The organism is Schaalia georgiae DSM 6843, assembly GCF_000429245.1.
Classification (GTDB): domain Bacteria; phylum Actinomycetota; class Actinomycetes; order Actinomycetales; family Actinomycetaceae; genus Pauljensenia; species Pauljensenia georgiae.
On record NZ_AUBM01000010.1, the window covers coordinates 41,673 to 55,108 of the forward strand.

A 13,436-nucleotide genomic window follows, 5' to 3' on the forward strand; every position below is an offset into this window, starting at 1 on the left:
CGCGCCGCCGGGTGCGGAACCGGGACGGCGAGCCGCCCAGTAGGAACAACCGGTGCCCAACGGGGACGGCGGATCGCCCACAAGAGCGGTGGGCGCCTCGGAGTCACGGAATCACAGGGCGCCTAGCAGATCCGCCAGCTCCCCGCCTATCGACTCGCCCGCGGGCGCCTCGGCGACGTCCTGGCGGAAGTACCACCAGAACCAGCCGCCCACGTACCGGTCGCCGAAGCGCTGCGCGAGTTGGCCGTTCATGCCGATCCACCGCCTCGCGACCGCGATCTTCTCGTCCCGCGTCGGCTCGGAGACGCTATGCCCACTGTCACTGTCCTCGCCGCGCTGGGCTCCGATCTCGCCGATGCCGAGCCGGGCGTTCGGGAACGCGGCGCCCAGGGCCTCCAACGCGTCCCCGACCTCAGCGGCGCTGGGGCGCTGAACGGGGTCGCAAGCAGTCTCGTAGGCGCTGAGGAACGCGTAGTCGATGGCTCCGGCCAGAAACGCGGGAACCGTGGCGAGGTAGGCGGCCTCGCCCTCCCATTCCTGCTCGTAGCAGTCAGGGCGGCTCCACAGGTTCACGGTGATCGCCGTAGACTCGCCGGCGGCCCTCACCTGCTCCGCCATCGCCAGCACTTTCGCGTTGATCTCCTGGGGTCCAGTGCCCGCCCAAGCGCCGTTGACCTCGTTGCCGACCTCCCACACCTCGACCTGCCCGGCGTAGCGCTCCACGAAGGCACGCGCCCTCCACCGGGCCTCTTCGACTCTGAGACCGGCCAGAGCGGTGGAATCGACCAGTTGCACGACCAGGCGCGCCCGGGAGGACAGCGCGGTGATCGCGTCCCGGTAGTCCTCGGGGCCGCGCTCGGGGTCGGTGACCAAGCGGACCGTGGCAGTGAAGGGGAGCGCGTCGATAGCCCGCTCCGCCGCGCCGAGGTCATCGACGCCGTCGAGGGTGATCCCGCGCATCACATCCCCGGTGGTGTCCCCCTGCCCGGCCGATTGCCCATCGTCCGTCCCCGCAGTGCCCGAGGCGGACGGCGTCCCCGTCGTCGGTGGCGCGGTCGATGGGCCTTCGTGCGGCGAGAGCGGCGCGCACCCGACCAGGAGCAGGGTGGCGAGGACCACGCCCCATTTCCGGCGCGCGCTCACTGGTCCTCCCCCGACCCGTCACCGGACCCGCCCGACTGGGCTGGCTGGCCCGACTGCCCGGACTGGCCAGAGCCGCCCCGAGGCGGTGGGGGCGTGTTCGGCTGCTTCGTGTCCTTGTCGAACGCCGGGTACACCACCATATCGGGGAACGCCTCCTCAACAGTGGGCAGCACATACTCGTTGAGGTCCCCCATCGACCCATCCGACGGCACACACCCAGACTCATAGCGGATGGAGGACCGATCATCCGGGAAATAGTAGACCGACAACTCACCGCCATTGCCAGCATCCCCGCTACGCAGGACGAAAGAGCCGTCCTTCTGCACATCCCCTCTCGTCCCTTTGTACGAGGGCAACACCGACAAGTACTGCGACGCAGCGCCCTCAATGTCCTCATCCGTCAACGATGAAATGTAGAACACTTCAGTCCCGAACGCCCAGCCCTCCTCCTTACCGGGTCCCCTATCAGTGCATGCGTTGAAGTAACGTCGATCATTGACCCCGATCACACCCTCCTTCTCGGCGAGAGCGTGCACGAACCGCCTCATCACAGGCTCCACCGTGCGCAAGTACTCCTCAATCGACTCACGCTGGGCAAACGGCGTCTCCGCCTGCGGCAAACCCAACGCCTCCTGCGGGCTCTGCGACCGAGGAACCAACCCACACCCCGACACCAACAGAACCCCACACACAAGCACACCAGCGGCCCTGGCGAACACACGGCCACTCACTTCGCGCTTCCTCTCACCAGAACACGGCTCGGGCGGAAACACAGCAGCTCGAGCGCTGCGGCGCGGACGGAAGCACAGCGGCCGGAAGTCCGTGCGGCGGCTAGCAACGGCCCTCCGCGCCCTCGTATCCAGCGCGCGCTCACTGGCCCTCCCCCGACCCGTCGCCGGACTGGGCTGGCTGGCCCGACTGCCCGGACTGGCCGGAAGCATTTCGGGGCGGCGGGGGCGTGTTCGGCTGCTTCGTGTCCTTGTCGAACGCCGGGTAGACCACCATATCGGGGAACGCCTCCTCGACCGACGGCAGCACGTACTCGTTGAGGTCCCCCATCGACCCATCCGACGGCACACACCCAGACTCATAGTGCATGGAGGAACGATCATCCGGAAAGTAGTCCACCTGCAATTCACCGCCATTGGCACCATCGTCACTGCGGTACTCCCGCGACCCGTCCTTCTGGGTCTTCCCACGCCCACCCTTGTACGACGGCAACACCGACAAGTACTGCGACGCAGCGTCCTCAATGTCCTCATCCGTCAACGATGAAATGAATAGCCGCTCGGTCCCGAACGCCCAGCCCTCCTCCTTACCAGGACCCAGGTCAGTGCACGCATTGAAGTACCGCCGATCATCGACCCCGATCACCCCGCCGCCTTTCTCCGCCAGCGCGTGCACGAACCGCCTCATCACAGGCTCCACCGTGCGCAGATACTCCTCAATCGGCTCACGCTGGGCAAACGGCGTCTCCGCCTGCGGCAAACCCAACGCCTCCTGCGGGCTCTGCGACCGAGGAACCAACCCACACCCCGACACCAACAGAACCGCACACACAAGCACGCCAGCGGCCCTGGCGAACACACGACCACTCACTTCGCGCCCCCCACGACCCGGCAGACGTCGTTGAACGCCTCATTCTCCTCCCCCGGCTTGGGCGGAGCGAAGTAGGAGGAATGGTTCGCGACAGGCGACGAAGGCTGGGGATCGTACCCCTGTGCCCCCGTGGCGTCCCCCGACAGGTGCTGGATGCCCTCCAACTCCTGGGGATCCCGCCCGAATGTGCCATCGGGGCCCATCCCCTGCACCATGTCGCCCTCGGGCACGGCGGAGACCCACACGTGGGAGGGATCAACCCCCAACGCCCCCACCGAATACGCCCCACTGCCCGGGGAAGCCAGGTAGACGTGGTCGTCCACAACCCCCTCACCCATCTGCCGCATCGCCAGCCCAGCAGTGGTGGACCCGTAGGAGTGGGACACACTGGTCAAATGCAAAGACCCACCCTGCTCATCGCGCCACGAACGCACACCCGTGAGGAACCCCGCCAAACGGTCGGCCCCCGCGTGCGCCTTCTCCGTACTGGCCACATCCAAGTCCCAGGTCTTCGTGACGTCCGTCGGGGCGTCGTAGTTCAACCACGCCACCACAGCGACATCAGACTTTCCTATGCCGACCTTATCCGCTGTGTTGTCGCGCATGCGGTCGGCGACATCCACGTAGTTGTCCAACGAGTCGCGCACATTCGTGCCCATGCCCGGGGTGAAGTTCGCGACGTGCTGGGCGTGGTCCACATCCCCCACAGCCACAGCCGCCTTCACCTGCTCCCCCGACGTGTCCAAGGCGAGCAGAGACACGGGCTCCCCGTCCTTCCCGGCGCCTTTGCGCAATCGCTCGTCGATCTTCTGCAAATCCTTCAGATCCCGCTCGGCGCGGTCCCGCTCCGCCTTGAGGGCCTTGGCCTCGTCACTGTCCTCGCCGTGCGCGCCCACGCAATCATCGTACGCGGCCTGCGCCTGGTCGAACTTGTCCTGCGCCTGCTGCAACAGCCCCGTGCTCCCCAACCGGATGCTGGCGTTCCCGCCCGTGTCATAGCCGTACAAGGCCATCCGGTTCGCCTTGTCCCGCGACGCCATGTCGATCCCGTCCAAGTTGCCGTACTTCAAAGGATCGCGCTCGATGCACGCCTGGCGCTCCTCATCGGTCAGGGCAGCCCACCACGCGCTCACCTCGGATGGGGACCACGACTCGTCCGCGTCGTCGGGCAGGCCCGGGGACGCCGAGTGGCGCCCCTCTTTGGGACCGTTCTGCTCGAACTTGTCCTCGGCCAACTCCTGCAGCTTCCTGCGCAGTTCCTCGTCCACCTTGCGGGCGACCGACAGAGCAGCAGCAATGCACATGCGCAAGTCGGAGTACTTACCCAGCAGAACATCTGCCTTTCCGTATCTCACCGCGTCACTCAAATCGATGTAAGGAATGCTGACGCTGCCGTCGTCGTGTATGGTGCAGCCGATCTCCTCGGAGATCTCCAACGCGCTCCTCACCTTCGCCTCGACGACGCGGACGCCGTCAATGGCCTCCGCGCACGCCAGCATGTACGCGCTGATCGCATTGACCGCATGATCCAGCTCGTCCTGCACACGCGACAGGGCCTGCCGCATAGCATCGATCGCCAATCCCTGTGAAGCAATGCGGCTGTAATAGACCTCCAACTCCCGCACATGCTCCCTGGCCGCCTTCCTAGCAGCAGAAGCGTCGTCCTGGACCGTTTCGATGTGCGCCGCACGCCAAAGCAGGACGTCACTCCACGCGACCATCAGTTCACCCCCGCAGAGTTAGCGACGTTCTGGAACGTCAGAGTATTGGCGTCCTCCGTGGCGGCGAATTGCGCGATGGTCTCACCGACGTGAGACGAATAGTCCCGCAAAGCCTCGACAACACCCTCAACCAGCCCATCAATCGTGTTGCACGCCCCCATCACCACGGAGGCGCTATCACTGCCGACCATTCCGGCGGGCAGGTACCCCGCCGTGTCCCCCACACGCACCTGCGCCAGCCCGTCGGCCACCGCGTCCACTCCGCTGCGCAGCCTCTCCAAGTCGCCGGCTTCCACGTAGATGTCCGCCATGATGCCCTCCCTCTCCGCTATCGGATACTCCTCATGCCAGGTGGCGGCTCACCGCACCACGCGAAGAGCAGGATCCGGCACACTCCAGACCCGCTCCTGCGACGCCGACAGGCACGTGCCCCCAACTTACCCACCGCACTCCGACAACCGAACCACATCCCACATACCGGACGAGTAGGACATCAGCCTCGGGAATGATACCGTCACACGCGCAAGTGCTCCCCAACCCAGGCTCCACTGGGCGATATACGCGCCACCGCCGCCGCCCCCACGAATACGGGCAGTGGCGGTGGCGCGGCAGCCCCTTTCCGGCGGACGCGGAGGCAGGGCCGAGCTCCCTCGACCGCCGCCACGGGATCAGGCCCGGGCCCCCTCGACCGCCGCCTTGAACCAGCCGGTGATGGACGTGGGGTGCGTGATGGCCGTGCCGACGATGACGGCGAAAGCGCCCGCCCCGATGGCCGCCGCGGCGTCCCCGGGCGTGTGGACGCGGCCCTCGCAGATCACGGGCACACCGGGGAACTCCTGGATGATGCTGGCCAGCAGTTCCAAGTCCGGCCCCTCGGTCTTCTCGCGGTCCCCCGTGTAACCCGCCAGCGTCGTCGAAACGATGTCGGAACCCGCCTCGACGGCGCGCCTGGCGTCCCCCAAGGACCCGCAGTCCGCCATGACCAGGGCCCCTTCCCGCTTCAACTCCGCGACGGTCTGGGCGTAGTCGCGCCCGTCGGCGCGGGGGCGGTCGGTGGCGTCGATGGCGACAACATCCGCGCCCGCCATCACGCACGCCCGCGCGTGGCGCAGGCTCGGGGTGATGTAGACGCCGTCGCGCCCCTCCTTCCACAGGCCGATGACGGGCACCTGCACCCTGCCCTTGATGGCCGAGATGTCCGACAGCCCCTGGCAGCGGATCGCGGCGGCACCCCCGATCTCGGCGGCGCGCGCGATCTGCGCCATCGTCTCGGGGTGGCGCATGGGCTCACCGGGGTACGCCTGCACGGAAACGATCAAACGGCCGCGCAGCGAAGCGATCAACGGATGTGTCATGGTCTTCTCTCTTCCACGATTGGCCTTGCGGCCACTATTGCCCACGTGACAACAACTCGAGGGCCGCCCCCAGCAGGGGGGCGTCTCCCCCCAGGGCGCCGGGCAGCAGCGGGACGCCCGCCAAGGGCGTCATCGCCCCCGCCGCGTAACCCAGCCGGAGCGCATCCCACCAGCGCGGACCCGACCTGGTCATCGACCCCGACAGGACGACGGCACCGGGATCCACGCAGTTCGACAACGAGGCGATGGCCTCGCCCAGGGCGTAGCCCGAGCGCTCGAAGCACGTGGCCGCCAAGGCGTTGCCGCCGTCGGCCAACTCCTGCAGGCCCCGCCCGTCGCAGGCCTCCGGGTCGGCGCCGCCGCGCAGGGAGTTGTACCACCGGACGATGCCGGAACCCGAGCAGAACGCCTCGATGTGGCCCGAGCGCCCGCAGGAGCACTCCATATCCGGCGCGAAATGGTGGTGGATGTGCCCGAAGTGGCCCGCGATGTGGTGGGCGCCCTGGAACACTGACCCGTGGTGGACCAGCGCGCCCCCCAGCCCGGTCCCCACCGCGAAGGACAGGACAGTCCCGAAGCCTCGCCCCGCGCCCAGGACCGCCTCCCCCAGGCCGTGGGCGTGCACATCGTTGAGGACGGCCACCGGACGGCCCGTCGCCCCGGCGAGCGCGCCCCCCAGGGGCGTGCCCGCCCAGCCCGGCATCGTGCCCGTGGCCGAGACGATGGCGCCCGAGGCGGGATCGACCACCCCCGCGCTGGCCACGCCGATCCCATCGATGCCCGGGTTGTCCGCGACGAGGCGCTGGGCCAGCTCTGTGACGCGGCGCGCCACCCCGGGGCCCCCTTCCCAGGCCGAGGTGGGGACCGCGCCCCGCTGGGAGGCGCTGAGGCGGCGGGCGCGGACCCGGACCAGGCCCCACGCCACTTTCGTCCCCCCTATGTCGAGGGCGAGCAGCTGGCGCTCTGCGGGCCCCCTCGCCTCGTCCTCCAGTTCCCACGGCCCCCGCGCCGGCGGGGCGCCTCCACTGGCCTCCATCACTGCTTCCTCCTGTGCTCCTGGGGCGAGGGGCGGCACTGCCCCCGCCCCGACTTCGTCAACCGGCCAACAGCCCCGCACCCCGGAGCACTGGGGCGGCCCACTCGCTGTTTCCACCCGCCGTCCAGGGCGGCAACCAGGCGGGGCATCTCATTCGTGTCGAACACGCCCCGGAACTCGCGGGCACGGGTTTCGAGCGGCGTCACTTGGCGCTCACACCGAGCAGCTGCAGGCCGGTGGCGGCGATGGGGCTGAAGTCCGCCACTTTGTTCGGTTTGTAGGCCGTGAGCATCTTGCGGTGGAACAGGGGGTAGATGACGGCCTGCTCCGCCAGGAGGTCCTGGGCCTGGCCCCACTTGGCGAGCGCGGCGGGGTCGTCGGGCTTCAGCTGCACCGTCTCGTCGACGATGGCCTGGAAGGACCTGAAGGCGTCGGGCGCGGTCTTCGCCCAGGAATCGCGCTTCTGGGTCCAAATGTTGTCGCCGTTCCACCAGGACATGATGACGCCGGGGTCCATGCCGAACACGGACGGGTCGCCGGGGGCCATGACGATGTCGTAACTGGGTTCGTCGACGTCGGTCACGCTGCTGTAGAGGTCAGCGAGGGGGTCGACCTTGACGGTCAGGCCGAGGGCCTCCAGGTCCGCCTTCACCTGCGGGACGAGGTTCGCGATCCATGGGTGATCGGTGGTGGTGAGGGTGATCTCGGTTCCCACGGCGCCCACGTCGGCCAGCTGCTTCATGGCCGACTGCGGGTCGTAGCCCAGGTCAGTGGAGGGCTTCTTGTGGGCGGGACTGGACTCGGGCAGGAAGGACGTGGCGACGTCGGCCTGGCCCTCCATCGGGCCATCGACCAGCTTCTGGCGGTCGATGGCCCTGAGGACCGCCTGGCGCACCTCGGGCTTGTCGAAGGGGGCCTTCGTTGTGTTGAACATGAGGAAGGGGTTGTTGTACCCGGGGACCGCTTCGACGGTCCACCCGGCCGCCCTGAGCTGGTGGGCGGCGCTGGCGGGGACGGCCTCGATGATGTCCACCGTGCCGTCAACGGCCGCGGAGAGCCTCGCGGAGTCGTCCTTGAGCACGTGCCAGCGGAGTCTGGCGGCGGTGGCGGGCACGGACCCGTTGTACTGGTCGTTGGGGACAGCGGTGACCTCGGTCGGCGAGACGCTCTCGTACTTGTAGGGGCCCGAGCCAATCGGCTGCTTCTTGAGCGTGTTCGCGTCCATGGAGGAGGGGGCGACGCGCACATTGGCGAAGCGGTCCTTGAGCATTGAGAAGGGGTGCTTCAGCTTGATGGTGACCGTGGCGCTGTCCTTGGCGGTGACGGAGTCGACGAAGGTGAAGAACTGCTTGTAGATGGAGGTGGGATCCACGGCCCTCTCGTAGGAGACGACGACGTCGTTGGCCGTGACTGCGGTCCCGTCGGAGAACTTCGCCCCGTCGCGGAGGGCGACCTCGTACTCGGTGGGGGAGACCTCCACGGGATCGCCCTTGGCCAGGGCCGGCCGGATCGAGTAGTCGACCATGTTGAACGCGTAGAGCCCCTCCAGCACGTGCCAGTTGGTGCCCAGCGCCAGGGCCGATGTGGTGACCGGCCCGTAGTCGTTGGTCGCGTAGGCGACGCCGACGTTGATTTCGCCGGTAGGCCCTCCACCGCTACTCTGAGGCGTGGACGAAGTCTGTCCGCCACCGCAGGCAGTGAGCACCAGCGCCGCCGCTGCCGCGACGGCCGCACCTGATGCGAGGGACTTGCGGATTCGCATTTTCTCTCCTCATCTTCGAGAAAGGTGGATGTGCGGCGTTCCCGCTCCGTTAGGATGATCGTATGTTGTCAGACAAATCAACGCAAGCCATAGAGGCCGCAATCGCGTCGATACGGTTGCAGAACGATAACGCCCCTGCGGCGGACACGCGTTCGACCGCGACGATGGACGCGATCAAGGCCTACATCCTGCAGCACGGCCTGCGCACCGGGGACCGACTGCCCACCGAGGCCTCCCTGTGCGCCGACCTCGGCGTATCGCGCTCCTCCGTGCGCGAGGCCCTGCGCAAACTGGAGGCCCTCGACATCGTCACAGTGCGGCAGGGCTCGGGCTCCTACGTCGGCGCCATGTCCCTGCAGCCCCTGGTCGAGACACTGGTCCTGCGCTCCGCCCTCGACGAGATCAACGGGATCCAGTCCCTGCGCTCGATCATCGACACCCGCCGCGCCCTGGACCTCGGCATCGCGCCCGGGCTCCTGGCCGCCATGAAGGGCAACCGCGACCCCCGGTTGTGGGACCTCGTCGATGCCATGCGCATTAAAGCACAAGCGGGCAGGACCTGCCCGGCCGAGGACATCGCCTTCCACTCCGCTCTGCTCGAGCCCCTGCACAACCCGCTGATGTCGCAGCTCGTCTCGGCGATGTGGCTGATCCACCAGGCGCGCGCCCCGCGACTGGACACGGCCAGCAAGGAGCACCTCCTGGCCAGCGCCGAGGCGCACGCGGCGATCCTGCGCGCCTGCGAGTCGGGGGACGACGACGCCTACAAAGAGGCTATCGACGACCACTACCTCCCGCTCTCCTCTCCCTCACCGACGCCGCCCCCAACGGCCGACGGCCCGGACCCCTCGCCCCAGCGCCGCGGACACAGCCGGAGGACCGACAGGCAGAAGCAGAGGAAATGAGACGCCCCACGATCCTCCGATAAAAGAACCCCGAGGAGAATCACTCCTCGGGGCGGTGCACGACGCGCTCAGCGGGTCTCGCGGTGGCGCGTCGACTTCCTGCAGCGCGGGCAGAACTTCGCCAGCTCGAGCCTGTCGGGCGTGTTGCGGCGGTTCTTCTTCGTGATGTAGTTGCGCTCTTTGCACTCCGAGCACGCCAGAGTGATCTTGGGGCGAACGTCCTGGGACTTGCTTGCCACGGTACTTCCCTCGTTTGCTGTTGGTGTCGCGAGCGACCTGTCGGTTATCGGTAGCGGGGGCGGGGCTCGAACCCGCGACCTCACGATTATGAGTCGTGCGCTCTGACCAGCTGAGCTACCCCGCCGCAGCGGTTGCGGCCTGGGCCGCGACCAGAGCCCCGAAAGGGAATCGAACCCTTGACCTTCTCCTTACCATGGAGACGCTCTGCCTACTGAGCTATCGGGGCAACGCCGGAAACTCTATCCCAAGGCGGACGCTGCGGGCAATCCGATTCCCTGAGAAGGAACTCACACGCGCCTCCCGACGACTGGCCGCCGGGAGAGTGGCAGGTGAGGGATTCGAACCCCCGAAGCACGAAGCGTCTGATTTACAGTCAGATCCATTTGGCCGCTTTGGTAACCTGCCATGCACCGTTTTGCGGTGCCGTGGAAGAATAGCACCAAAGGTCCCCGCAACGCCAATCGGCACGGGGAACGGCAGGATTCCAACGAAAGGCATCATCATGGCAGATTCCTCCTTCGACATCGTCTCCACCCTCGACCGCCAAGAGGTCGACAACGCCGTCAACCAGACCGCCAAGGAGATCGCCAACCGCTACGACTTCCGGGGCGTCGACGCCTCCATCGCCCTGTCCGGGGACTCCATCACCATGACAGCGAACTCGGCCTCCCGGGTCCTGGCGGTCCTCGACGTGCTCCAGAGCAAGCTCATCCGCAGGGGCCTGTCCCTCAAGGTCCTCGACTACGCGGGCCGCGAACCCAAGGCCTCGGGCAAGCTCTTCACGCTCACGTGCCCCCTCAAGGAGGGCATCCCCCAGGACACCGCGAAGAAGATCGCCAAACTCATCCGCGACGAGGCCCCCAAGGGCGTCAAGCCCCAGATCCAGGGCGACGCGCTCCGAGTGTCCTCGAAGTCCCGCGACGACCTGCAGACCGTGATCGCCCTGCTCAAGGGCCCCGAAGGGGAGGCCTTCGACGTCGCCCTCCAGTTCGTCAACTACCGCTGAGCCGACGGGAGTCGACGGCGCTAGTAGCCCGCCATCCGCTCCAGGCGGGCTATGCGCTCCTCCATCGGCGGATGGGTGGAGAACAGGTTCGCGAGCCCCCCGGCCCGGAAGGGGTTCGCGATCATCATCGCCGCGACGTTCTGGTTCGCCGGGGTCGGCGCCATGGGCACGCGGTCCGTCGCCGCCTCCAGCTTGCGCAGCGCCGAGGCGAGGGCCAGCGGATCGTGGGTGAGCTCCGCCCCGTCCTCGTCGGCGTCGTACTCGCGCGTGCGCGACAGCGAGAACTGGATGAGGAAGGCGGCGACGGGGGCCAGGAGCGCGATCGCGATGGCGCCGAGGAAACCGAGGCCCCCCTCCTCGCCGTCCCTGCGCGAGCCGCCGAAGAACATGAAGAACTGGGCGATCGAGGTGACGATCCCCGCCATGGCCGCTGCCACCGACGAGGTCAGGATGTCGCGGTTGTACACGTGCATGAGCTCGTGCCCCAGCACGCCGCGCAGCTCCCGCTCCCCCAGGATCTCCAAGATCCCCTCCGTGCAGCACACCGCGGCGTGCTCTGGATCCCGCCCCGTCGCGAAAGCGTTCGGTGTGCGCGTAGGGGCCACCCAGATCGTCGGCATCGGCTGGTCGGCCCGCTCGGCCAGCTCGCGGACGATGGCGTGGAGGACGGGCTGCTCGGCCTCGTCCACCTGGTAGGCGTCCATCGAACGCAGCGCGACCGACGCCGAGTTCCAGTAGGAGAATCCCGTCTGGACGAGGCCGATGACCGCGAACACGAAGATCCAGAGCCGGTTGCCGGTGCCCGCCACGATAACAGCGCCGACGGCGAGCAACAGGGCCCACATGCCTCCGAGCAACAGGACTGTCTTCAGTCCGTTGTGATAACTCCGGTGGCTCATGCGCGCCAGCCTACGGAGGTTACCTGTAAAGCTCCTGGGAGAACCCGGATACCCGGCTGGAATCTCCGACGCCCGCCGACGCTGGCCCGCAGGGGCGGCGCCGGGCGGCCGCAGCCTGGCACCGCACCCGGTCCGGCCACCGGGCGAGCGGCGCCGCGCAGGCCGCGCCGAGGCGCTCAGTGGCGACGGCCGGGCCCCGTGTAGTCGTCGAAGCGCTCGGGGGCCGTGGGCACGCCCATCTCCCCCATCTGCCCGATGAGGTCCGCCCCCGCGGCATCGACGTCATGGCCCCTCGAGATATCCGTCATGGCGCGCCGGGACACCACCTTGACGCGCTCGCGCAGCCCCCGGCCGCCGGGGAGCTCGCCGTAGGCCGTCCCGAGCGCCTGCTCGTAGGCGTCCAGCAGCTCCCAGCCCTCCCAGGTGGTGTACTCGATGCCGCGCTCCTCCAGCAGCGCGACCATCGCCTCGTGGCCGACGGCCCGCGTGGCGGCGTGCAGGCGCCCCTCGCCCGCGTCCTCCACGAGGTGGGCGATGGTCTGCTGCGCGTCGGACTTCGTGGAGCCGATCAGGCCCACGGGCCCGCGCTTGATCCACCCGGTCGCGTAGACGCCGGGGACCACGGGGGCGGACTGGTCCTTCGTGGTCGCCGAATCGATGACGCGGCCCTCCACGTTCGGCACGACGCCCGCCCGCGTGTCGAAGGGCAGGCCCCGGATCGGCGACGAGTAGTAGCCGACCGCGCGGTACACGGCCTGCACGGGCCACGTCGTGATGACTCCCGTGCCCGACACCGTGCCGTCGCCGTTGAGCTGCGTGCGCTCGGTGCGCAGCGCCTTGACGTGCCCGTCTCCGTCAGCGACGACCTCCACGGGCGACTGGAAGAGGTGGATGTGGATGCGCCGCGACGCCGTGCGCTCATCCGGGTCCGCCATCGCGTAGTTCGTGAGTGCCTTGACCACTTGGCGCTGCTGGTTGGACTCGCGCAGCGCCCGCTGCGAGCCGTCGTCGAAGTCGAAGTCCTCCTCCGAGACGATGACGTCCACGTCGGGGACCTTGCCCAGCTCGCGCAGTTCCAGCGGCGTGAACTTCACCTGGGCGGGACCGCGCCGGCCGAAGATGTGGATATCTGTGACCGGGTTCTCGGCCAGTGCCTCGGCGACGTTGGCGGGGACCTCGGTGCGCAGCATGTCGGGCGCGTGCTTGGCCAGGACGCGGGAGATGTCGAGGGCAACATTGCCCACGCCGATCACGGCGACCTCCTTGGCCTCCAACGGCCAGGTGCGCGGGTAGTCGGGGTTGCCGTCGTACCAGGACACGAAGTCCGCGGCGCCGTATGACTCGGGCAGGTCGATGCCGGGGATCGGCAGGGGCGCGTCCCTGTCGGCGCCCGTGGCGATGATGATCGCGTCGTAGTGGTCGCGCAGATCCTCAATGGTGACGTCGCGGCCGACCTCGACATTGCCCAGCAGGCGGATATCCCCGCGCTGGAGGATCTTGTACAGGGCGACGATGATCTGCTTGATGCGCGGGTGGTCGGGGGCAACCCCGTAACGGACCAGCCCGTAGGGCGCGGGGAGGCGCTCGAACAGGTCGATGCTCACCTCGAGCCCCGACTTCGCCAGGATGTCGGACGCGTAGATTCCAGCGGGGCCGGCGCCGATGACGGCAACATTGAGTGGGGCCACCCCAGTTCCTCCTTCTATGTTCCCAGGGCACAGTGCCCAGGGGCGTCGCGCCCCGATGCGGGCGCGGGGCGGGCGCACCGTT

13 protein-coding genes and 3 tRNA genes are annotated in these 13,436 nt (G+C 68.2%); 2 read left to right on the forward strand and 14 right to left on the reverse strand.

From position 1 onward, the window contains the following. Window positions 1-111: 111 nt before the first annotated feature. From G447_RS0105700 to G447_RS0105735, 8 genes are all read right to left on the reverse strand, one after another. Window positions 112-1,143 (reverse strand): glycoside hydrolase 5 family protein, encoded by a 1,032-nt coding sequence (locus tag G447_RS0105700; protein WP_243442314.1) that lies wholly within the window; start codon window positions 1,141-1,143, stop codon window positions 112-114. Beyond that, on the reverse strand, window positions 1,140-2,084 hold the full coding sequence (locus tag G447_RS12770; protein WP_279378479.1) for a DUF4853 domain-containing protein: 945 nt from the start codon (window positions 2,082-2,084) through the stop codon (window positions 1,140-1,142). Before G447_RS12770 ends, G447_RS0105700 begins: the two co-directional genes overlap by 4 nt. Then, complete coding sequence (locus G447_RS0105710; protein ID WP_026430372.1) at window positions 2,014-2,742, reverse strand: DUF4853 domain-containing protein; 729 nt, start codon at window positions 2,740-2,742, stop codon at window positions 2,014-2,016. The genes G447_RS12770 and G447_RS0105710 overlap by 71 nt, the downstream gene beginning before the upstream one ends. Beyond that, window positions 2,739-4,463: an alpha/beta hydrolase gene (locus tag G447_RS0105715; protein ID WP_026430373.1), complete on the reverse strand. Its 1,725-nt coding sequence runs from the start codon at window positions 4,461-4,463 to the stop codon at window positions 2,739-2,741. Before G447_RS0105715 ends, G447_RS0105710 begins: the two co-directional genes overlap by 4 nt. Further along, window positions 4,463-4,774: a hypothetical protein gene (locus G447_RS0105720; protein WP_026430374.1), complete on the reverse strand. Its 312-nt coding sequence runs from the start codon at window positions 4,772-4,774 to the stop codon at window positions 4,463-4,465. Before G447_RS0105720 ends, G447_RS0105715 begins: the two co-directional genes overlap by 1 nt. 357 nt (window positions 4,775-5,131) lie before the next feature. After that, window positions 5,132-5,818, reverse strand: a complete 687-nt coding sequence (locus tag G447_RS0105725) for an N-acetylmannosamine-6-phosphate 2-epimerase (RefSeq protein ID WP_026430375.1) — start codon at window positions 5,816-5,818, stop codon at window positions 5,132-5,134. Window positions 5,819-5,852: 34 nt separating this feature from the next. Next, window positions 5,853-6,854 carry an ROK family protein gene (locus G447_RS0105730; protein ID WP_243442317.1) on the reverse strand — a complete coding sequence of 334 codons (1,002 nt, stop codon included), beginning with the start codon at window positions 6,852-6,854 and terminating at the stop codon, window positions 5,853-5,855. A gap of 202 nt (window positions 6,855-7,056) precedes the next feature. Next, a complete protein-coding gene (locus tag G447_RS0105735) occupies window positions 7,057-8,616 on the reverse strand; it encodes an ABC transporter substrate-binding protein (protein WP_005870470.1) in 1,560 nt (519 codons plus the stop codon). Between the two features lie 62 nt (window positions 8,617-8,678). On the opposite strand from G447_RS0105735, the gene G447_RS11720 reads away from it, so the two are divergent. After that, entirely contained in the window at window positions 8,679-9,521 is an 843-nt protein-coding gene (locus tag G447_RS11720; protein ID WP_026430377.1) for a FadR/GntR family transcriptional regulator, read from the forward strand. A 68-nt stretch (window positions 9,522-9,589) separates the two neighbouring features. Here the strand turns inward: G447_RS11720 and rpmG are convergent, their stop codons facing one another. The 4 genes from rpmG to G447_RS0105760 form a co-directional block, all read right to left on the reverse strand. Continuing rightward, window positions 9,590-9,760 carry a 50S ribosomal protein L33 gene (rpmG, locus tag G447_RS0105745; protein ID WP_005870485.1) on the reverse strand — a complete coding sequence of 57 codons (171 nt, stop codon included), beginning with the start codon at window positions 9,758-9,760 and terminating at the stop codon, window positions 9,590-9,592. A gap of 51 nt (window positions 9,761-9,811) precedes the next feature. Further along, a tRNA-Met gene (locus G447_RS0105750) sits at window positions 9,812-9,885 on the reverse strand. A 29-nt stretch (window positions 9,886-9,914) separates the two neighbouring features. Further along, window positions 9,915-9,987 (reverse strand) — tRNA-Thr (locus G447_RS0105755). Window positions 9,988-10,084: 97 nt separating this feature from the next. Next, window positions 10,085-10,166: transfer RNA gene (locus G447_RS0105760), tRNA-Tyr, on the reverse strand. Between the two features lie 97 nt (window positions 10,167-10,263). Here G447_RS0105760 and G447_RS0105765 point away from each other — a divergent pair. Continuing rightward, window positions 10,264-10,767: a YajQ family cyclic di-GMP-binding protein gene (locus G447_RS0105765; RefSeq protein WP_005870492.1), complete on the forward strand. Its 504-nt coding sequence runs from the start codon at window positions 10,264-10,266 to the stop codon at window positions 10,765-10,767. 20 nt (window positions 10,768-10,787) lie between these two features. On the opposite strand, the gene htpX is transcribed toward G447_RS0105765, so the two are convergent. After that, window positions 10,788-11,666 carry a zinc metalloprotease HtpX gene (gene htpX, locus G447_RS0105770; RefSeq protein WP_026430378.1) on the reverse strand — a complete coding sequence of 293 codons (879 nt, stop codon included), beginning with the start codon at window positions 11,664-11,666 and terminating at the stop codon, window positions 10,788-10,790. 176 nt (window positions 11,667-11,842) lie between these two features. Continuing rightward, window positions 11,843-13,354, reverse strand: a complete 1,512-nt coding sequence (locus tag G447_RS0105775; protein ID WP_005870461.1) for an FAD-dependent oxidoreductase — start codon at window positions 13,352-13,354, stop codon at window positions 11,843-11,845. Window positions 13,355-13,436 lie beyond the last annotated feature (82 nt).

Bases quoted from the DNA above. Each gene is read 5' to 3' on its own strand.
- G447_RS0105715 (WP_026430373.1), bottom strand. From the start codon at position 4,463: ATGGTCGCGTGGAGTGACGTCCTGCTTTGGCGTGCGGCGCACATCGAA.
- G447_RS0105730 (WP_243442317.1), bottom strand. From the start codon at position 6,854: ATGGAGGCCAGTGGAGGCGCCCCGCCGGCGCGGGGGCCGTGGGAACTG.
- G447_RS12770 (WP_279378479.1), bottom strand. From the start codon at position 2,084: ATGCTTCCGGCCAGTCCGGGCAGTCGGGCCAGCCAGCCCAGTCCGGCG.
- htpX (WP_026430378.1), bottom strand. From the start codon at position 11,666: ATGAGCCACCGGAGTTATCACAACGGACTGAAGACAGTCCTGTTGCTC.
- G447_RS0105725 (WP_026430375.1), bottom strand. From the start codon at position 5,818: ATGACACATCCGTTGATCGCTTCGCTGCGCGGCCGTTTGATCGTTTCC.
- G447_RS11720 (WP_026430377.1), top strand. From the start codon at position 8,679: ATGTTGTCAGACAAATCAACGCAAGCCATAGAGGCCGCAATCGCGTCG.
- G447_RS0105720 (WP_026430374.1), bottom strand. From the start codon at position 4,774: ATGGCGGACATCTACGTGGAAGCCGGCGACTTGGAGAGGCTGCGCAGC.
- G447_RS0105765 (WP_005870492.1), top strand. From the start codon at position 10,264: ATGGCAGATTCCTCCTTCGACATCGTCTCCACCCTCGACCGCCAAGAG.
- G447_RS0105735 (WP_005870470.1), bottom strand. From the start codon at position 8,616: ATGCGAATCCGCAAGTCCCTCGCATCAGGTGCGGCCGTCGCGGCAGCG.